Origin of the sequence: Solwaraspora sp. WMMD406, assembly GCF_029626025.1 — a bacterium.
Classification (GTDB): Bacteria; Actinomycetota; Actinomycetes; order Mycobacteriales; family Micromonosporaceae; genus Micromonospora_E.
In genome coordinates this window covers 6704144-6724375 of record NZ_JARUBF010000001.1, presented here as the reverse complement: position 1 = coordinate 6724375, position 20232 = coordinate 6704144, and the positions used below count along the sequence as shown (strand labels likewise).

The following is a 20232-nucleotide window of genomic DNA, read 5'->3' as shown; positions in this document are numbered from 1 at the left end:
CGGCCGAGACGAGCGGCCGAGACGACGGCTGGAGGTACGACGTGACGACCGAGCCGCCCCGGGTGGCGCTGATCGGTGCCAGCGGGCACGGCCTGTGGCACCGACGGCGGCTGGCGCCACTGCACGACGATGGCACACTGCGCCTGGTCGGCCTGGTGGACGTCCGGCCGGTGGAGCCGGCCCTGGACGCGCCGATCCCGGCCGGGGCCGAGGTGTACACCGATCACCGGCAGATGCTGAGGCAGGCACGGCCGGACGTCGTGGTGATCTGCACACCGCCGTACACCCATCTGCCGATCGCGCTGGACGCCCTCGCCGCCGGTGCCGACCTGCTGCTGGAGAAGCCGCCGGTGTTGTCCCTGGCCGACCATCGGCGGCTCGCCACGGCGTTGGCGCGGCACGGCCGGGTCTGCCAGGTCGGGTTCCAGGCGTTGGGTTCGGCTGCCCTGGCGGAGGTGACCGCCGCGGCGACCGACGGCCGGCTCGGTGCCGTCACCGGCATCTCGACGCTCGCCTCCTGGCAGCGCGACGACGCCTACTATCACCGTTCGCCGTGGGCCGGTCGGCGTACGGTCGACGGCCGCCCGTCACTGGACGGGGCGCTGGCCAACCCGCTGGCGCACGCGACGATGCAGTGCCTGGCGGTGGCGGCGGCGGTGGACAAGGGTGCGCCGGTGCTGGTCGAGCTGGAACGCTACCGGGTCCGCCCGATCGAGGTGGACGACACGGCGTCGATGCGGATCACCCTGGACTCCGGTCTGTCTATCGTGGTCGCCGTGACGCTCGCCGGTGAGGACTTCGTGGCCGGCGAGGTCCTGGTGCACGGTACGGCGGGTGTCGCGGTGCTGGAATATCCGACCGACCAGTTGCGGCTGCCCGGCGAGCCGGCGATGCGGCTGGTGCCGGGGCGGACCGGGCTGCTGGAGAACCTGCTCGCGCACCGGCGGGACCCGGTCGGCGTACCGCTGATCGCGCCACTGTCGCGGACCGCGTCGTTCACCAGCGTCCTGGAGGTGCTGCAGGCGGCGCCGCTGCCGCGGTTGCTCGGTCCGGAGCGGGTGTCCAGCACCGGCTCGGCAGGTGCCGACCGGGTGCTCACGATCGACGGGATCAACCGGATCCTGCGCCGCAGCGCTACCGAGCTGTCACTGTTCTCCGAGGGTGACGACGTCGAGTGGGCGGTACGGCCGCACCGGGCCCGGCTGGAGCCCTTGGAGCCACTGGAGCAGGGGGTGGCCGACGGGTGACCGTGACGCCGGGCACCCCGTTGCGACAGTGACGGAAAACGCATTGCAAATTCGTACTCGTTCCGGTAGCCAGCAAATCGGACAGAATACCTGCCCTCTCGGCGAATCGCCGCCGGGAAAATAGAGATTGCCTATTTGACCTGCAAACTATCTGCAAACAGATTGCGTTGACACATTTCATCAACAATTCTACCGTTTGGGTTCAGGAAGATTGCGTACGCGTTACGTGGTCGAATCCGAACAACAGGTTGCGGAGTGTGACAATGCGACTGAGGAGATTGACTGCCGTCGTAGTCGGCGTGGCGCTTGTCGCCGTACTGCCGGGGACGGCCGTGGCGGCAGGCAAAGACAACGACTCCGACCGGCTGTCCTGGGGAGCCCGGTCGCTCGGTCGGCAGGTGCTGCCGCCCAATGACGGATGGGCGGCGGCCGGCCCCGGCACCACCGGTGGCTCGGCCGCCGCGCCGGAACAGATCCACGTCGTCGACAGCCGCGCCGAACTGATCGACGCCCTCGGCGGCGACAACGCCACCAACCGGACCAACGCCACGCCGAAGATCATCTATGTCAAGGGAACCGTCAACGGGTTCGAGGGCATCTCCGGCTGCGCCGACCTGGCCGACCCCGAATACGACTTCGACGAGTTCCTGGCCACCTACGACCCCGAGGTCTGGGGCCGGGTCAACCCGAGCGGTCCACTGGAGGACGCCCGACGTCGGTCGGTCACCAACCAGACCCAGTACACCCAGATCAACGTCGGACCCAACACCACCATCGTCGGCCTGCGCGGCGCACGGCTGGAAAACCTCACCCTGATGGTCGACAGCGCCAACAATGTCATCGTCCGCAACATCGTCTTCGACGACGCGTACGACTGCTTCCCGGCCTGGTCACCCAACGACGGCGAGGCCGGCAACTGGAATTCGCAGTACGACCTGATGTCGGTGCGCCGGTCGGAGAACGTCTGGGTCGACCACAACACCTTCACCGACGGCGACAACCCGGACAGCGCCCAGCCGAGCTACTTCGGCCGGCCACTGCAGGTGCACGACGGCGCGCTCGACATCACCCACACCGCCAGCCTGGTCACCGTCTCCTACAACAGGTTCGACGGCCGCGACAAGGTCATGCTGATCGGCTCGTCCAACACGGTCGGCCCGGACGTCGGCCGGCTCAACGTCACCCTGCACCACAACGTCTTCGACGGCAGCCTGCAGCGCCTGCCCCGGATCCGGTTCGGCCAGATCGACATCTACAACAACCACTACAAGCTGTCCGGCGACGGCTTCCAGTACGCCGTCGGTGTGGGCGTGCAGGGCGCGCCGTACCTGGAGAACAACGCGTTCCACCTCGGTGCCGGGATCGCCACCGCCGACCTCCTCTACGACTGGGGCGGCACCGTCCTCACCGAGAAGGGCAGCTGGGTCGCCGAACACCGTAGGCCGCTGCGGCCCGCCAGCCTGCTCGACGCGTACAACGCGGCCAACGACCCCGACCTGGGCTCCGACGCCGGCTGGACACCGACCCTGCGGCACGGCCCGGTACTGCCCGCCGCCCTCGTCCCGCTCTACACCACATTGACCGCCGGCGCCGGCAAGCTGCCGGTCTGAGGCGACGACCGCCAGCGCGGCCAAGGCCGTTAGCGCGGCCAAGGCCGCGCGACACAGCCCCCGTGGGCGGCGGCGGCCCCGCCGCCCACGGGCTCCCACCGACCAGGACCGAGTACGGGCGACGACAGCCCGGGTCTCCCGCACCCGCTCCGGTCGGCACCAGAAAACGAGGCGGGCCGGCGGCGCACCGCCGGCCCGCCTCCGTCGCACCAGCAGTGGTGCCAACCCGAAGGAGATCCCGTGCAGAGCAGCACACACCCGCGCAGACGAGGCCTGTTGGCCGCGCTCGGCGCCAGCGCCGTGGCCGCGGCGCTGGTCGTCGGGATGACCACCAACGCCCAAGCGGCCACCTTGTTCTCGGCCGACTTCGAAAACGGCAGCACCAGCGGCTGGTCCAAGTCCGGCGGCAGCTGGGAGGTCGTCGCCGACGGCAGCCAGGTGCTCCGGCAGGACAACACCGGCAGCAACCTGGCCCGGTTCTTCGCCGGCAGCACCAGCTGGACGGACTACCAGATGCAGGCGCGCGTCAAGCCGCTGTCGTTCAACGGCACCAACCGGTTCGTCGGTATCGCTTCGCGCGTCGCCAGCAACACCAAGATGTACCGACTGGCGCTGATCAACAGCAACCGCGCCGAACTGCAGGTGGTGAACGGCAGTTCGATCACCGTACTCGGATCGGCGTCGCTGACCGTCTCCACCGGCACCTGGTACACCCTGCGGATCGAGAACAGCGGCGACACCATCCGGGGCTTCGTCAACGGTAGCCAGATCGGCTCCGGCAGCGACGGCAGCTACCGGTCCGGCCGCATCGCCCTGGTCACCGGTTATGGCGGGGCCAGCTACGACGACGTCAGCGTGGACACGATCGGCTCCGTACCGGACCCGACGACCCCGCCACCGCCGACCACCGCGCCGCCGACCACCGCGCCACCCACGACGGCGCCGCCGACCACCGCGCCCCCGACGACGGCCCCGCCCACGACAGCGCCCCCGACGACGGCCCCGCCGACCACCCCGCCGCCGTCAGGCGACACCGTGTACGTCGCCCCGAACGGCAGCGACAGCGCCGCCGGCACCATCTCGAACCCGACGACGCTGGCCTCGGCGCTCACCCGGATCGCCCCCGGCGGCACGATCTACCTGCGCGGCGGCACCTATCGCTACTCGCAGACCATCACCATCGCCCAGAACAACAGCGGTACGTCGAGCGCCCGCAAGAAGCTGTACGCGTACCCCGGTGAAACGCCGGTGCTGAACTTCTCGGCCCAGAGCGAAGACTCGGCCAACCGAGGGCTCGAAATCGGCGGATCGTACTGGCACATCCACGGCATCGTCGTCGAACGGGCCGGAGACAACGGCATCCTGCTCGCCGGCAACAACAACATCGTCGAACGAGTGGTGACCCGCCACAACCGTGACTCGGGGTTGCAGCTGTCCCGGCTGATCGCCGGCGCGCCCCGGGACCAGTGGCCGGCCAACAACCTGGTGCTCAGCTCGGTGTCGCACGACAACGTCGACTCCGACGGTGAGGACGCCGACGGCTTCGCCCCCAAGCTCACGGTCGGCCCCGGCAACGTCTTCCGCTACACCGTCGCCCACAACAACATCGACGACGGCTACGACCTCTACACCAAGAGCGACACCGGGCCGATCGGCGCGGTGACCCTCGAATACACCCTCGCCTACGACAACGGCACGCTCAGCAACGGCGGCCAGGCCGGCAACGGCGACCGCAACGGCTACAAGCTCGGCGGCGAGGACATCGGGGTCAACCACATCGTGCGCGGCAACATCGCGTACGGCAACGGCAAGCACGGATTCACGTACAACCGCAACCTGGGCAGCATGACGGTGTCGAACAACGTCGGCGTCGGCAACGAGGAACGCAACTTCAACTTCGACGGCGGCAGTTCGGTGTTCCGGAACAACACCTCGTGCGACAGCGGGTCGACCGACCGGATCATCGGCAACTCCGACAGTTCGAACCAGTTCTGGTCCGGCTCGAACGGATCCCGGTGCTCGTCGTACTCCGGTTCTCTGAGCTGGTCGTTCGCCTCCGACGGCCGGCTCGTCGTGACCATCGGCGGCCGGGTGGTCAACCCGTGACCCGCTAGTCGCGTCATCCCGGCCGGACATGCCGGACGGCCGGCCTCCCCCGATGGGGAGGCCGGCCGTCCGCGTTGCCGACGATCGGGTGGCGCGCCACCGGGGTCCGGGGGTGGCGCGCTGACGCGTGGGTCAGAGCCGGTGGCCGTCCGTGGCGTGGAACACGTGGTGCTGGCCCGGACGCGGCCGGACGAACACGGTGTCGTTCATCCGTGGCATGTGCCGACGGTCGGTCCGTACCACGAACCGCTCCGAGGTGCCGTCGAGCGTGGCGTAGCCGTAGACGTTGGCGTCCGAACCGAGGTCCTCGACCAACTCGACGAGCATCGGCATGCCGCCCTCGGTCGCGCTGACCAGGTCGCAGTCCTCGGGCCGGAAACCGACCGTCACCCGGTTGTCGCCGCTGCCGGCCTGCGCGGCCGAGATCTGCTCGCGGCTCAGCGGCACCACCAGGTCGGCGAAGACCGCGCCCTGCTCGATCAGCGGGACCGTCTTGATGTTCATCGCGGGGGAGCCCATGAAGCCGGCGACGAAGACGTTCGCCGGTGCGTCGTAGAGGTTCCGGGGGGTGTCGACCTGCTGTAGCACGCCGTCGAGCAGCACCGCCACCCGGTGGCCCATCGTCATCGCCTCGACCTGGTCGTGGGTGACGTAGACCGTGGTGACACCGAGGCTGGCCTGCAGCGAGGCGATCTGCGTACGGGTCTGCACCCGCAGCTTGGCGTCGAGGTTCGACAGCGGCTCGTCCATCAGGAAGACCTGCGGCTCGCGGACGATCGCCCGGCCCATCGCGACCCGCTGGCGCTGACCGCCGGAGAGCGCCTTGGGCTTACGGTTGAGGTACTCCTCCAGCTGGAGCAGGGCTGCCGCCTTCTTGACCCGCTGGTCGATCTCCGACTTCGAGGTCCGGCGCAGCTTGAGCGCGAAGGCCATGTTCTCGTAGACCGTCATGTGCGGGTAGAGCGCGTAGTTCTGGAAGACCATCGCGATGTCGCGGGCCTTGGGCGGCAGGTGGGTGACGTCGCGGTCGTCGATGAGGATGCGGCCCTCGTCGACGTCCTCCAGACCGGCGAGCATCCGCAGGCTGGTGGATTTACCGCAGCCGGACGGGCCGACCAGCACCAGGAACTCGCCGTCGCCGATCTCCAGGTCGAGCTGGTTGACGGCGGGTCGCTCGGTGCCCGCGTAGATGCGGGACGCCTTCTCGTAGGTGACCGTAGCCATGGTGAACGCTTCCTTTCACCGGCAGGAACGTGCCGGACGATCCGAGTGAAGGAGCGACCGGCGCCGTGCGCCGGTCCACGGGCGGGCACGACGCGGGAAGGCCTCGTGTCGCACGTGTCACGCCACGGTAAACGGGATTTGCCCGGCTGCCAAGGCCGGGCCGCCTGACGATTCACCCCTATATCGGACTTATCGGGAATCGGGGTGGTGAACGCCACTCTGATCCCTGCGGCTACCGGTCACCAGCCGGTCGGACAGCGGGACCGATCAATCGGATGGCCCGCCCGATGCGGCGGTAACGCCACGTCAAAGGCTATGCTGACGGCGTACGACACTGCCCCTGTAGCTCAGATGGCCAGAGCACTCGCCTTGTAAGCGAGATGTCGCCGGTTCGATCCCGGCCGGGGGCTCCGCACCATCACGAGGACGAACCCGCCGTGAGTTCGCACGGCGGGACACCTCGACGGCGACCGTCACAGCAACGCTGGTCACGACAGCCGTCCGCCCAGCGTGCCGAGCGATGGGATGGGATGGGACGAGGTTCGGGGATCCGGTCTGGCACCGCCCGACCACAGTCACGCGATTCCGGCGGTACGGAACAGTTGGACGACCCCGGTGATGTTGTCCGCGCCGTACCCCTGCTCGACCGCCCGCTGGAAGACGTCGGCCGCCGTACGGGTGATCGGCAGGTCGCCCCGACCCGTGACGGACCCGGCGGCGTATCCCAGATCCTTGGCGACCAGGTCGATCGGGAAGGCCGCCGGAAAGGTGTGGCCGAGCATGGCCACGGCCGCCGCGCCGGCCGCCGGACTCGCCACCGGGGTGGCGGCAAGCACCTCCACGGCCCGAGCAGGATCGAGATCCGTACCGCCAAGGGCCGCGACCTGTTCGGCGACGGCGGCGACCTGTACCGCGAACAGTGCGTTGACCAGAAGCTTCATCCGCGCACCCGTCCCGGACGGTCCCATGTGGTGCACCGCGCCGCCCATCCGGCGGAGCACCGGCTCGACCCGCCGTACGACGGATGGGTCCCCGCCGGCGAGGAAGATCAGCGTGCCGGCCTCCGCCTGGGGGCGGGAACCGAGCACCGGCGCGTCGAGGAAACCCACCCCGTGTGCGGTGCACCCGGCGGCGAGTTCGCCAGTGAACGACGGCGTCACGGTGGAACAGTCGATGGCGACGGCACCGGGGTTCATCGCGGCCAGGGCACCGGTGTCCGGGCGCAACCAGACGGCGCGTCCGGCGTCGTCGTCGCGAAGCATGCCAAGGACGAGGTCGCTGCGCGCCGCCGCCACGGCCGGCGTCGGCGCGGCGGTGGCACCCGCCTCGACCAGCGGCCGGGTCGCCTCGGCCGTGCGGTTCCATACGACGATCTCGTCCTCGCCGGTGGCGAGCAGCCGGCGGGCCATCCGTGCGCCCATCGCGCCAAGTCCCAGAACGGCGATCCGCATCGTGTTCCTCCGTAGTCGTAGTCGTAGTCGTAGTCGTAGTCGTAGTCGTAGTTGCGGTGGTGCTGGGCACGCGGCACCGGCCGCCCACGTTTCCCTCCTCCGCGCACCGATCACCTTGCCGAGCGGCGGTGAGATTCTGAATGCCCGTACCGCTCCGGTCGTTGTCTGTTCGTCTCACCAGCGCGGTGCCCCTCGTCGGTCGGCCGTCGTCGCGCCGTGCCTACCCTTGGCGGGTGGACGTGCTCGGTGACGTGCTGGCCCTGGCGCGGGTCGACGCGAGCCTGCTGGCGACCTTCGACGCGCGGGCACCCTGGGCGATCGAGCTGCCGGCCCGGTCCGGTGCGGCGTTCCACGCCGTGGTGGCGGGCACCTGCTGGTTCGCCGCCGACGGGACGCCGCCCCGGCGACTGGCCCCGGGTGACGTCGTGCTGCTGCCCGCCGGGGCCCGGCACCAGCTGGCCACCGACCCGGATCTGCCGCCGCGCCGCTTCGACGACGACCTCAAACGCGGCCTGATCCGTGCCGACGGGGATTTGGTGCTCGACGGGCCGGGTGCCCGGACCCGGATCCTCTGTGCCGGCTACCGCTACGACGCCGAGGCCGCCCACCCGGTGTTGAGCCTGTTGCCACCGGTCCTGCACGTGGCCGCCGACGAGTCGGAGCACGGACCCTGGCTGCGTTCCATACTGGACTTGCTGGCACACGAGACGCGCGGCGGTACCGCCGCGCCGGGCACCGCCGCGCCGGGCGCGGCCACCGCGGGCGCGGCCACTGCGGCCGTACGCCTGCTGGATCTGCTGCTGATCCACGTCATCCGGGCCTGGCTCGCCACCGGAGGCGAACCGGCCGGGGTCTCGTGGCTGCGCGGCCTACGCGACCCGGTCACCGCCCGGGCACTGGCCGCGCTGCACGGCCGGCCCGCCCATGGTTGGACCCTGGACACCCTGGCCGCGACGATCAACGTGTCCCGGTCCACTCTTGCCCGACGGTTCAGCCGCCACGTCGGCGAACCCCCATTGACCTACCTCACCCGGTGGCGCCTCGACCTGGCCGCGCGCCGGCTGCGTGACACGTCCCGTCCGGTGGCCGCAATCGCCCACGAGGTCGGGTACACCTCCGAGTTCGCCTTCAACCGCGCGTTCACCCGCGCCCACGGGTGTCCGCCCGGCCGCTATCGCCGCCAGGCCGGACGCGGCTGAAGCGGCTGCGTCGAGCCGGTGCGGTAACGGATCGGCAGTGATTCGGCGGCGGGTGATCCTCATCGGGCACTCGCCGTGATCCGGCGTACCGGTACTATCGGCCGGCCCTGCACACAGCGGGTTGCCAGGAAGCTCCAAGCTGCCTGTCTCGTCAGGGTCCACGGGGGCCCTTGCCAAGGAGTACGTAGAACATGTCCGACCCCTCAGCGCCGCAGTACCAGGGTGCACCCGCCGGGCAGCCGATGCCGCCGGCGGGAACCATTCCGGGCCCGGCGTACGCCGGCCAGTTCGACGCCCCGATGGCGCCGCCGCCGAAGAAGTCCAAGGCCGGCAAGATCATCCTGATCGTGCTCGCCGCCGTGCTGGTGCTCTGCCTCGGCGGGGCCGCCATCACCTACTTCGCCGTACGCGACACCGTCGGCGAGGTCATCGAGGCGACCCAGACCCGCCTGGTCACCCCGGACACCCTCGCCGGCCGGGACCTCAACACCGACCCCGAGTTCCAGGGTCTCGCCGAGGAGATGGCCACCGGGCTGGCGGCCGACGTACCCGAGTCGACCAGCTCCATCGGTGCGTTCTACGGCGACATCGAGCAGGAGAACCTGGTGATGATCGCCGGCGTGTCCGGCGTGATGGCCGACCCGGAGCAGGAGTTGGCCGACGCCACCGAGGGTGACGCGATGGGCCTCGGGATGACCAACATCACCGACGTCGACGCCGGGCCCAAGGGCGGTACGGCGCGGTGCGGCGACGCCGACATCGAAGGCATCCCCGGCGGGGTCTGCGTCTGGTCGAGCCGTGGTGCCCTGGTGCTGTACGTGTTCTACTTCAGCAGCGGCGAGGAAGCCGGCGCGGCCCTCGTCGACATCCGGGACGCGGTCGAGCAGACCAGCTGAGCGATCAGTTCACCGGTGGCCCGTCGCTCCTGCGGCGGGCCACCGTCGTCGACCGGGCCACCGTCGTCGACCGGGCCAGCAGGCCGTACCGCCGGATCGTCCGCAGTGGCTCGGTGGCTGTGCCCTCACGCCGCAGGACGTGGTTCGCGGCCAGGATCCCGGTGACCGCGGCCCGCTCCATCAGCGCGCTCGGCAGCTCCGTGCCAATCCCGTCCCCGGCCAGGAACAGCCCGTCGGCGTCGGTGCTCACCCCGGGCCGTACCGCCGCCATCCCCGGCGCGAACGCCGGTGCCTGCGCCTGCACCCGGGCCCGGCAGTCCAGCACCGGCAACCCCGCCACCTCCGGCCACAGTGCCGCCAACTCGGCCCGCATCCGTTCGGCCAGCACCTCGGCCGCGACCTCCTCCGGGCAGGCGTACGCGTGCAGCTCCAAGACCGAGCCGCCGGTGTGCCGCGCCCACCGTCGAGCCTGGCGTTCCAACCGGTGGTACGCCGTCACCGAGTCCAAGGTCGGCTGGCGGGAGACACCGCTGAACACCGGCCGGTCCGCCGCCACGTCACCGCCGAGCCAGAACCGGGCCACCGCGTACGGGGGCCCGACACCCAGCCCGGCCACCTGCTCGGCGAGCACCGGTGCCGCCTGGGCCAGCTGCGGCGAGTCGGCCAACAACGACCGCAGCGCCGGCGGGTCGACGGCCAGCACCACGTACCGGGCGGTGTGCGCGGCCCCGGAGCCGGTCCGCACCTGCCAGCCGTTGGCCCGCCGGGGGCTGACGCCGACCGCCGGATCGCCAGTGACGATCCGCCCGCCGTGGCGGCGCAGATGGTCGGCCAGCGGCTGCCAGATGGCCGTGTCGTAGTCGGCGTCCGGCGCGTCGAACCCCAGCCCGTCCGGGTTGCCGAGGAAATAGAAGTGGAAGTTCGCCACCAGCTCGGCGGCGGACATGTCCCGCTCGTGGTTGAAGAACGAATGGGAGAACACCTCGAACAGCATCGCCCGGGCCCGGTCCGGCAGCCGCATCGAGTCCAGCAGCTCGGCGGCGGTGCGCTGGTCGAGCTGCTGGTACGTCAGCTGCGGGTGGTAGGCCAACAGCGGCAGCGCGGCCTGCCGGTCCATCCGCCGCAGGTCCCGTAGCCGCAGGCTCGGGCTGCGCAGCAGCAGCGCGAGCAGGTTCAGCGGCGGGGCGGTGGGCAGCCGGCCGAACTCCTCCGCCGGCCACTGGGTCGACCACACCGGATAACCGTCCACCCGGTGCAGCATGCCGAGCCGTGGATCGATCCGCCGCAGGATCGCCCGCCAGTTGTAGTACTGCCGGAAGAAGGCGTGGAAGCCGTGGTCGATCGGCTGGACCGTACCGTCGTCGAGCGTCTCCGGCCAGGACGCCAGCCGGCCACCGAGCCGGGGGGCACCTTCCAGCACGGTCACCCGTACGCCGCGTTCGGCCAGCACCACCGCCGCCGACATGCCGGCGATCCCGCCGCCGACCACCAGCGCGTCGGTCCCGGCGTCGACGCGGTCGGTGCCGGCCGTGGACCGGTCGACCTCTTCGGCCCGTACGCCGAGGAGCCGGGCGACCGTTGCGGACAGTCCCACGTATCTCCTCCCCACCGGGTCAGGTCGTCCCTCAGTGTGCCGCCGCGAGCACCGCCAGCGGGTGGATTCCGGGCCGCCGGGGTGGATGCCAGCGCTTACTACCATCCCGGACATGGACACCGACCCATGGCGACACCGCGCCCGCAAGGTGATGGAGGGGCGGCTACGGGGCAACGGGGACGATCGACCACGGTACGTGGTCTGCGGACAGGATCCACTGGCCTTCCGACTGGTCAACGAACTGGTGGCCGCTTCCGCCACGGTCACGGTGATCGTGCCGACCCGGTCACGTTCGGACGGACCGGACATGCGGTCCATCAAGGGAATCCGGCTGCTGCGCGCCGACCGGCTCAACGAGCGGACGTTCCGGGCCGCCGGCCTGGTCGGCGCCAAAGGGCTGGCACTGATCAACCAGGACGACGTCGGCAACATCCACGCCGCGCTCTGCGCCCAGGAGGTCGAACCCGACCTGCGGGTCGTGATGCGCATGTTCAACACCCGGCTCGGCAACCGGGTCAAACGGCTACTGCCCGATTGCGAGGTCCTCTCCGACGCGACGATGGCCGCACCGGCGTTCGTCGCGGCGGCGCTCGGCGAGGTGTCGCCGACCCATTTCCGACACGGCGGCCGGACGCTGCACGTCGCGAAGCGCTCCGAGGTGCGCCCGGAGCACGTCGTCTGCGGCCTGGCCGACCTGCGCGACGCCGGTAACCCCCGGGTGCTCCCGGCCGACCATGCCAGCGCCGATCTGGTCCTGGCCGAGGCCGCCGGAGTGCAACTCGGTCCGGTGATCGCCGCCCGGCGGATCGCCCGAGCCCGCCAGCGGGCCCGGTTGTGGCGGGATCCGCTGCGCGCGCTGCGGTCGTTCGCCACCCGCAAGATCGGCATCGCGACGCTCACCGTACTGGCGGTGGTGCTCGTCTTCGGCGTCATGCTGGCCCGCGAGGTGGGTAGCACCGTGCCGTACGGGCTCTACCTGACCCTGGTGATGACGCTCAGCGGTGCCGATCCGGAGCCGGACCTGAGTAGCCGGGCCCAGGTGCTGCAGGTGGTGCTGAGTCTCGCCGGGCTGGCGCTGATCCCGCTGCTGACCGCCGCCGTGGTGGACGGCGCGGTCAAGGCACGACTGGCGTTGGTCGACGGCCGGACACAGACCGAGCGGCACGGGCACGTCGTGGTGGTCGGCCTCGGCAACGTCGGCACCCGGGTGATGTGGCAGCTGCACGACCTCGGCATCGAGGTGGTGGCGGTCGACCGGGATCCCGATTCGCGCGGGGCGGCGGTCGCCCGAGACCTCGGCATACCGCTGATCATCGGGGACGGATCCCAGGAGGAGACGCTCCGGGACGCCTCGGTGGCCAACTGCCGGGCACTCGTGGTGGTCTCCACCGACGACGTGACGAACCTGCAGGCGGCTCTCTACGGCCGTGAAATCAACAGTCATCTGCGGATCGTGCTGCGGCTGTTCGACGGCGACTTCGCCCACCGCCTCCAGCGGGTGTTCAACATCGGTGTCTCCCGCAGCGTCTCCTACCTGGCCGCGCCCGCGTTCGCCGCCGCGCTGATGGACCGGGAGGTCATCGCGACGATCCCGGTCAACCGGCACGTGCTGCTCGTCGCCGAGGTGATCGTCGCCGCCGGGTCCGCGCTCGACGGCAGGACGCTGGCTGCGGTCGGCGTCAATCCGGGCGTACGGGTCGTCGCGTTCGCCCAGTTCGGCGAGCCGGGACCGATCTGGCTGCCGCCGGACGGATACCGGTTGCGGGCCCGGGACCGGGTGACCGTGGTCGCCCGCCGGTCCGGGTTGAGCTGGCTGCTCAAGCAGGCCAGCGACCCGCCACCGCCGCCGACCGATCCCGTCGCCTGAGCCGCGCCTCCGGTGACGGTCGTGCCTTGGGTGACGGTCGTGCCTTGGGTGGCGGTCGTGCCTTGGGTGACGGTCGTGCCTTGGGTGACGGTCAGCCGACCGGCACCTCGACGCCGAGCACGGCCTGCTCGTCGGGGTAGTGCACGAGCACGTCGGCGAGGAAGGACTGGACCGCCGGGGCCAGCCCGACGTCCCGGCCGGCCTGTTCGGACAGCCGCCACCGGTGCTCGATGACCTGCGCGAAGAGTTCGGACGGTTCGACCTTGCGGCGCAGGTGTGCGGGAACCGCCCGTACGACCGGCTCGAAGACTTCGGTGAGCCAGCGGTGCGCGGCCTGCTGTTCGTCGGTCAGGTCGCTCTCCGCCCGGTAGGCGTCCAGGTCGTTCAACAGACGGCGGGCCTGGTTTTCTTCGGCGTCCAGCCCGGTCAGCCGCAGCAGCCGCCGGGTGTGGTAGCCGGCGTCGACCACCTTGGGGCGTACCAGGTAGGAGCCCTGATCGACCAGGGACATCGCCACTTCGGCCACGTCGAAGCCGAGTTCGTTGAGGCGGCGGATCCGCCGTTCGATGTCGTGCCGCGACTCGCGTTCGACGTGCTGTTCGTAGGTGATCTCGTGCCAGAGGCGTTCGTAGCGGGTGACGACCTCGTCGGCGACGGTTTCCGGGTCGATCGAGTCGTGCAGCAGGCCGGCGGCCTGCAGGTCGAGCGCCTCGCCGAAGATGTTCACCCGGGCGATCTCCAGGTCCTCGCCGCGTTGGCCGTTGGACAGGCTCGGTCGCAGCGCGCCGGTCTCGGCGTCGACCAGATAGGCGGCGAACGCGCCCGCGTCGCGGCGGAACAGGGTGTTCGACAGCGAGCAGTCGCCCCAGAAGAAGCCGGTGAGGTGCATCCGGACGATCAGCGCGGCGAGGGCGTCGAGCAGTCTGGCCAGCGTCTCGGGACGCAGCTGGTTGGAGAACAGCGCCCGGTACGGCAGGGAGAACTGCAGGTGGCGGGTGATCAGGACCGGGTCGAGGGGTTCGCCGTCGGCGTCGGTCCGGTCGGCGACGATCGCCACCGCTTCGACGGCGGGGAAGTCGATGCGTTCCAGGGCGCGCAGCAGGTCGTACTCGCGTTCGGCGACCCGCTCTCCGGTCTCCTTGACGGCGTAGACGGTGCCGGCGAGTCGGACGAACCGTACGACGTGCCGGGAGATGCCCTGCGGCAGCGCCACCAGGTGATCGGCAGGCCACTGCTCCAGCGGTGTCGACCAGGGCAGGTCGAGCAGCGCTGGGTCCACAAGGGCCGAGGTGATCCGCACGGAGTCAAGCATGACGGGTACGGCCTGCGGTTGCCGCCTACCGTGGCTCGGCTAACACTGGCGATCTGCACCTTTTACTCTATATGTGGAAGTACTGCCGCTGAGCTGTCGCTCCCCGGACACAGCCTCGTCACGTCCCGCACCCGGTAGCGTGTCGAAGGTGCCCGAGCCCGTCGCCCCGCTGCCCCGGCCCGTCGAAGCCCGTCGGCGGCCGCCGACCGGCCGCTGGTGGTCGACCCGAGCGGTACGGCCGACCGGCTGGTGGCCCGACGTACTGCTGCTGGTCGGCATGGTCGTGGTGACCGGGGCGCTCGCCGCCGGCCGACTGCTCGACCTCGACCTGGCGGTCCGCGACTGGGCGGACGCCAACCGCCCGCCGGCCGCCTACTGGGTGGCCCGGGTGGTCAACTACCTCGGGCAGGGCGGCCAGGTGCTGATCCCGGTCGCTGGGCTGCTGGCGCTGCTGCTGGCCCGCCGGGTCCGGTCGGTACGGCCACTGCTGCCGGTCGTCGCGGCGACCGCCGCCACCTATCTCACCGTCGGCGCGATGAAGGTGCTGCTGCCCCGGGCCTACCCGCACGACCCCGACGACCCGTTTCCCGAGCGGCTGTTCACCGCCGCCGAGCCGGCGACGGCCTACCCGTCGGGCCACGTGGTCAACACGGTCATCTGGTACGCGGTGATCGCCCTGCTGATCACCGGACTGCTGCGGGCGTACGGCCGGCCGGTGCGGTCGGCCCGACCGTTCCCCGGCTACTGGACGCTGCGCGTACTGCCCGTGGTGGTGGTGTTCTGCAGTACGACGTACCTAGGCTTCCACTGGTTGACCGACTCGGTCACCGGCCTGCTGCTCGGCCTGCTGCTGGCCCGGCTGCTGGGCCGGGTGGTCTGGGACGAGATCAGGCTGCCTGCCCTTCCGCACGGCCTGGACCGCCGAGCCGGACTCTCCTGACCGCTGACGCTCTCCGCCGCGCGGTGCCGCGTCGAGTTGAGGGCTCACGCACGTTATTTCGCGGAGTTACGTACGTGAGCCCTCAACTCGACGACCGGGCCAGCCAGCCGTCGCGGAATTCCGGCAGCCGGCCGGCATCGGGCGCGTAACCGACAGCCACAAGCCCGGCGGGGATGTTTAGGGACGCCGTACGCTCCGGGTATGTCGGTTCTGGTGCAACGAGCGGCTGAACTAGCCGAGGACCAGCTGGCTGCGGCTCTACCTCGGCGTTGGCGTCATGTGCAGGCCGTGGCCAGGAAGGCCGGCGAGATCAGTCACGTCCTGGACCCGACGGACGCTGAGGCTCTGGTCGCCGCCGCGTGGCTACACGATGTCGGGTACGCCCCCGGCGTGGCCGATACCGGCCTGCACGCTCTCGACGGCGGGCGATGGCTACGCCGTATCGGGCTGTCCGACCGCGTGGCCGCGCTGGTGGCTCACCACTCGTGCGCACTGTTCGAGGCGGAGGAACGCGGCCTCCGAGACGAGCTGGCCGCAGAGTTCACGCAGGAACAGTCACTGACGGCTGATGCCCTCTGGCACGCGGACATGACGACCGGCCCGGACGGCCACGACGTCGCCGTTCTGGACCGCCTGGCGGAAATCGAAGAGCGGTACGGCCCGGATCACCTGGTCACCAGGTTCTGGGTACGGGCCAGACCGACACTGCTCGAAGCCGTCGGCCGAACCACGGATCGGCTCGCGGTGTCCTAACCGATGTACGGCTTGGGACGCCTCTCGTAGCCGTGATCGATGCGCAGTCGCATGGACGGATGGATCGTCAGCCCGCTCAGGTCATCCTCGGCGACCCATCGGACTTCGGACGACTCGTCGCTCGTGGTGGGTTCGCCGGAGAGGTACCGGGCGCGGAAGCAGATGGAGAACTGCTGCCGTACCTCGCCGTCGCTGTACTCGATGACATGGTTGGGGTTGGTGTAGAGGCCGACGATGTCGGTCACTTCAATGTCAACCCCGGCTTCCTCCTTGGTTTCGCGTACGGCTGTCTCGGCGATGTACTCGCCGAAGTCCTGCGCTCCGCCCGGTAGCGCCCACAGGTCGTTGTCCGTCCGACGAATCAGGAGCACACGGTCATCCTCGTCGAGGACGAACGCGGTGACGGCGACAACGATCGAGTTGGGTCGGGGGGCGTCCGGGTTGTTGAAGTGCTCGGTCCTGGCCACGGCCTCTACCCTGCCATGGGTGTCGGCCAAATCGGTTCGGCGCTGGACCAGACACGGTCGAAGCTGTCGGCGTAGGTGTCGAACAGGTCACCTCCGGAGAGTCGTCGGAGGTGGAAGACCGGGGCATGTGCGGCTGGGAACCCGTAGGCGTGCGTGTTGACAAGCATCTCGTTGTCAAACCGGTAAATCGAGTTGTAGAGGGTTGTACGGTGGAACCGCGCGTGAACGGCTGGTACTTCCTTGAGCTGGCCGTAGAAGGCGAGCACGTTGCGAACCTTGCCGGCCATCGCATCGCCGATGCCCTCCTCTGCACCTCGTTGAGCTACAGCCTCCGACTCCGGGTCTCCGAGGAGCAGCCGGACGTCGACACCGGCTAGCGCCTTTTCTCGAAGGTCTCGGACCAGGGTAGGCACCAGTTCCGGCAGGAACAGGCCGGCGTAGACGAGTATGCCGACTCGTTCGCTGGACTGCTCGACAAGTCGCCGCCACAGGTCGTACGGGACGGCGGACCGGCGGGAGTAGACGTGCACGACCTCGGATTCCGCCACCCGTGCGACGCGTTCGGGTGATGCGGCGTTGGGCCAGAGGTACGCCTCACGCTCTTTCAGCAGGCCCGCGATGGCGTGTCGGTGGCGTGGGTAGGGAACACGGTTGAGCGTAATCCACCGCTCAACCGTCTTGGGGTTGACTCCGAGACGGTCAGCCAAACTCAGCGGTGTCAGGCCGGCGTTCAGGACGGCTTCCCGTAGCCGGTCGTTCGCCATGCCTACCCCCTTCTTAACCCTTCTAGGGACGACTTTATCCTAACCAAGACGTCCCTACATGTACAGCGTGCGTCGTGACGCCGTGGCACCCCTTCCGGTGAAAGTGGACCTCGTCAGCGAGTAGTCGCCTGCAAGAGACGCGCTCTGGACAGGAGGTCTGTTGTGGAGTTGTACGTGGACATCACGGGCAAGCAAGCGATGGTGTCAAAGGACCCGGAGCCGAAAAACAACCAGAACGGCAGTCCGTCGGGCCACGCAGTGGTTGGGAGATCCGTGACGGACCCACCGCCGAGCCGGTCTTGACCGCAGATGAGCTTGAGCACGTCCTGGCCGGGTTGAAGGAGCTCTGGTGACGCGGCACGCGGCCTCGTCTTCGTCGATCGGCGATCCGCGACCGGCCCGACAGTCAACGCATTCGGCTTGGCGGCAAAGCATGATCGCCGTGGTCGGGCCGCCTGGTGCGGGAAAGACCACCGTTGTGCGGGCGCTCGCGCCGCACGAGGACGCGACCGTGTTCAGGCTGCGCGAGGCCATCCGCGCCTACCCTGATGGGCTGTCCGGCCTGCCGCCGAGCGTCGATCGACTTGACTGGGTCAGCGACGAGGCAGTTGCCAGGGTGCTCGACGCGGCCTTCCTGAAACACCGTTTCCCGGCGGGCAGTGGGCCGATCCTGCTGGACAATTTTCCCGGCACCGCACTCCAGTTGCGGCACCTTGCCCGCATAGCATCGGCACTGGACCGCAGGGTAGCGATACTTGAGCTTCGAGCCGATACCGTCGTCCTCGCCGCGCGGGTCGCCGGGAGGCAGGTGTGTCCTGGTTGCGGGGCAGACCCCCACGCTCCGGCCAAGTCCGCCGCCTCCGACCCGACACGCTGCGCTCGCTGTTATGGCGCGTTGCAGCGCCGGGATACCGACACACCCCACCTGCATGCACTGCGACTGGCCCGCTATCGGAGCAACCAACCGAAGATCGCAGCCGTAGCCGTGCGCCTGCGCATCCCGCGTTTGGTAATGGACGCCGGCCACCCCGTGCCAGTGGTATCACGCCTGGCGCGGCACTTCTTCGCCATCCTGACCGACCCCGCATCGGCGCATCGCGCCCCGTCCGACCCAGGGAGACGACCGTGACCACCGTCCTACCGATGCCGACGCTGCGCCGCGACCGCGCGGCAGTGACCGAGGCGTACGGCAACGCCCGCCTGCCGGCCTCCGCTTTCGACGCTACCCCCGAACGAGTTGACAAGATTCCCTACGGGCGGTTCCGTAACGTCTACCTCTACATCACCGAGGCATGCCAACTCCGCTGCGAGCACTGCTACATGGGCGACCGCCTGGAACGGGCACTGAAGATGCCCTACGAGGCGGTGATGAAGACGCTGACCACCTGGCGACAGATGGGCGGCTCGAAGCTGACCATCCTCGGCGGCGAGCCCACCCTGCACCCCGACTACATCCCAATCATCCGCAACGCCAAGGCAATAGGCTATGAGCACGTCATTACTACCAGCAACGGCCTCGGCCCGGCGGGCAAGAAGTTCGCTCAGATGCAACCCGACGACTTCTCGTACGTGCAGATCAGCCTCGATGGCGGCAGCCCGGCAAGCCACGACCAGGTACGCGGCACGGGTACCTTCGACCAAGCCCTCGACACGGTCGCCGAGCTGTGCCGGCGCGGCTTCGACACCCGCATCATCTGCACTGTCAACAAGGCCAACCTCGGTGACTGCCTGAACCTGCTGGACATCGCCGACGAACTGGGCGTGTCGCTGGTCAAGTACCACGTCTTCTCCGTGATCGGCTCGGGGCATGGTGCCGCCGAGTGGGGCGTCCAACCCGCCGAATGGATCGAGTTCTACGAGCAACTGGAGCGGGTCGGTTCAGGTCACAAGACGCGTATCTGGTATCAGCCCACCTATGCCCGCCGCGAGCGCATGGCCGGATACGCAGCAGACGGTTACCGGGGGTGCGTCGGCCGGACCCTCGACCGGATCTCGATCTTCCCGGACGGGCGGGCCTATGTGTGTTCCTTCCTGTTCGACACCGACCTGCACTTCGCCAACATGATCGATGGCCGGGTGGTGCTCAACAAAGATGCCAACGAATTAGATCTGTTCACTCAGGTGCTCGCCAAGGCGAGCTGTGGATCGTGCAAGGTCAGCGGCTCGTGCATGGGTGGTTGCCCTGCCGAGGAACTGGTCATGGGCTCGGCCTCGTGTGCGGTCGACCCGGACATCGTACCGGTGTGCCGCCTTTGGAAAGCCGACGTGACGACCGGCTCGGCAATCTGACCAGCCGGTGCGGCGCGGCGAAGAATGCGACTTGCGTCACCACCAAGGCAGTAGTCCGACACGATCGACAAGGAGCCACTCATGGGCCGCTACCAGGCATGTATAGATCTGCACCTGATCCTGCGCGACGAGCACGGACGCGTCCTGCTCGGCGAGCGTCAGAACACCGGCTGGGCGGACGGACAGCTCGGCCTGCCCTCCGGGCACCTTGAAGACGGCGAGTCCGCCCGCACGGGCGCGGCACGGGAGGCCGAAGAGGAGATCGGCGTTCTCATCAAAGCGGACGAACTGCCGCTGGTACATCTAATGCACCACTACACCAACTCCGGCCGCGTCGCCCTGTTCTTCGAGGCCCGCTCCTGGTCCGGCGAGATTACTAACACCGAGCCAGACAAATGCGTAGGCTGGAACTTCCACGATCTGACCGATCTGCCCGCCAACATGGTGCCGTACGTGGCCGAGGCACTGCGGCACGTGGCCAGCGGGCAACGGTATTCAGAGCGGGGCTGGTAG

At 69.4% G+C, this 20232-nt stretch carries 17 protein-coding genes and 1 tRNA gene; 12 read left to right on the top strand and 6 right to left on the bottom strand.

Annotation, left to right across the window (positions count from 1 at the left end):
* The first annotated feature begins 41 nt into the window (after positions 1–41).
* The 3 genes from O7632_RS30160 to O7632_RS30150 all read left to right on the top strand — a co-directional run bounded on the left by O7632_RS30160 (position 42) and on the right by O7632_RS30150 (position 4963).
* On the top strand, positions 42–1247 hold the full coding sequence (locus O7632_RS30160) for a Gfo/Idh/MocA family oxidoreductase (protein ID WP_278119233.1): 1206 nt from the start codon (positions 42–44) through the stop codon (positions 1245–1247).
* Between the two features lie 278 nt (positions 1248–1525).
* Positions 1526–2857, top strand: coding sequence for a pectate lyase (locus O7632_RS30155; protein WP_347403615.1), 1332 nt, complete (start codon positions 1526–1528; stop codon positions 2855–2857).
* Positions 2858–3097: 240 nt separating this feature from the next.
* Complete coding sequence (locus tag O7632_RS30150) at positions 3098–4963, top strand: family 16 glycoside hydrolase (RefSeq protein WP_278119231.1); 1866 nt, start codon at positions 3098–3100, stop codon at positions 4961–4963.
* A gap of 132 nt (positions 4964–5095) precedes the next feature.
* Here the strand turns inward: O7632_RS30150 and ugpC are convergent, their stop codons facing one another.
* Entirely contained in the window at positions 5096–6187 is a 1092-nt protein-coding gene (ugpC, locus tag O7632_RS30145; protein WP_278119229.1) for a sn-glycerol-3-phosphate ABC transporter ATP-binding protein UgpC, read from the bottom strand.
* 336 nt (positions 6188–6523) lie between these two features.
* On the opposite strand from ugpC, the gene O7632_RS30140 reads away from it, so the two are divergent.
* Positions 6524–6597: transfer RNA gene (locus tag O7632_RS30140), tRNA-Thr, on the top strand.
* 165 nt (positions 6598–6762) lie between these two features.
* Here O7632_RS30140 and O7632_RS30135 read toward each other — a convergent pair.
* Entirely contained in the window at positions 6763–7638 is an 876-nt protein-coding gene (locus tag O7632_RS30135; RefSeq protein ID WP_278119228.1) for an NAD(P)-dependent oxidoreductase, read from the bottom strand.
* A 233-nt stretch (positions 7639–7871) separates the two neighbouring features.
* Here O7632_RS30135 and O7632_RS30130 point away from each other — a divergent pair, with 233 nt between their 5' ends.
* Together O7632_RS30130 and O7632_RS30125 are read left to right on the top strand one after the other, a co-directional pair.
* Positions 7872–8837 carry an AraC family transcriptional regulator gene (locus tag O7632_RS30130; protein ID WP_278119226.1) on the top strand — a complete coding sequence of 322 codons (966 nt, stop codon included), beginning with the start codon at positions 7872–7874 and terminating at the stop codon, positions 8835–8837.
* Positions 8838–9028: 191 nt separating this feature from the next.
* Positions 9029–9733: a hypothetical protein gene (locus O7632_RS30125; RefSeq protein ID WP_278119224.1), complete on the top strand. Its 705-nt coding sequence runs from the start codon at positions 9029–9031 to the stop codon at positions 9731–9733.
* A 4-nt stretch (positions 9734–9737) separates the two neighbouring features.
* On the opposite strand, the gene O7632_RS30120 is transcribed toward O7632_RS30125, so the two are convergent.
* Positions 9738–11327, bottom strand: a complete 1590-nt coding sequence (locus tag O7632_RS30120) for an FAD-dependent oxidoreductase (protein ID WP_278119223.1) — start codon at positions 11325–11327, stop codon at positions 9738–9740.
* A 112-nt stretch (positions 11328–11439) separates the two neighbouring features.
* Here O7632_RS30120 and O7632_RS30115 point away from each other — a divergent pair, with 112 nt between their 5' ends.
* Complete coding sequence (locus O7632_RS30115) at positions 11440–13194, top strand: NAD-binding protein (RefSeq protein ID WP_278119222.1); 1755 nt, start codon at positions 11440–11442, stop codon at positions 13192–13194.
* Positions 13195–13285: 91 nt separating this feature from the next.
* On the opposite strand, the gene O7632_RS30110 is transcribed toward O7632_RS30115, so the two are convergent.
* A complete protein-coding gene (locus O7632_RS30110) occupies positions 13286–14506 on the bottom strand; it encodes a DUF4032 domain-containing protein (protein WP_278119220.1) in 1221 nt (406 codons plus the stop codon).
* Between the two features lie 148 nt (positions 14507–14654).
* On the opposite strand from O7632_RS30110, the gene O7632_RS30105 reads away from it, so the two are divergent.
* The gene (locus O7632_RS30105; RefSeq protein WP_278119218.1) at positions 14655–15446 is read left to right on the top strand and encodes a phosphatase PAP2 family protein; all 792 of its coding nucleotides are present in this window, start codon (positions 14655–14657) and stop codon (positions 15444–15446) included.
* 201 nt (positions 15447–15647) lie between these two features.
* Entirely contained in the window at positions 15648–16199 is a 552-nt protein-coding gene (locus tag O7632_RS30100) for an HD domain-containing protein (protein WP_278119216.1), read from the top strand.
* Here O7632_RS30100 and O7632_RS30095 read toward each other — a convergent pair.
* Positions 16196–16666 carry an NUDIX domain-containing protein gene (locus tag O7632_RS30095; RefSeq protein ID WP_278119214.1) on the bottom strand — a complete coding sequence of 157 codons (471 nt, stop codon included), beginning with the start codon at positions 16664–16666 and terminating at the stop codon, positions 16196–16198. The two genes, O7632_RS30100 and O7632_RS30095, sit on opposite strands and share 4 nt — an antisense overlap.
* A 5-nt stretch (positions 16667–16671) precedes the next feature.
* On the bottom strand, positions 16672–17430 hold the full coding sequence (locus O7632_RS30090; RefSeq protein ID WP_278119212.1) for an XRE family transcriptional regulator: 759 nt from the start codon (positions 17428–17430) through the stop codon (positions 16672–16674).
* A gap of 349 nt (positions 17431–17779) precedes the next feature.
* On the opposite strand from O7632_RS30090, the gene O7632_RS30085 reads away from it, so the two are divergent.
* The 3 genes from O7632_RS30085 to O7632_RS30075 all read left to right on the top strand — a co-directional run bounded on the left by O7632_RS30085 (position 17780) and on the right by O7632_RS30075 (position 20232).
* Positions 17780–18559, top strand: coding sequence for an AAA family ATPase (locus O7632_RS30085; RefSeq protein WP_278119210.1), 780 nt, complete (start codon positions 17780–17782; stop codon positions 18557–18559).
* A complete protein-coding gene (locus O7632_RS30080; protein WP_278119209.1) occupies positions 18556–19719 on the top strand; it encodes a radical SAM protein in 1164 nt (387 codons plus the stop codon). Before O7632_RS30085 ends, O7632_RS30080 begins: the two co-directional genes overlap by 4 nt.
* Before the next feature lie 81 nt (positions 19720–19800).
* Positions 19801–20232 (top strand): NUDIX domain-containing protein, encoded by a 432-nt coding sequence (locus O7632_RS30075; protein ID WP_278119208.1) that lies wholly within the window; start codon positions 19801–19803, stop codon positions 20230–20232.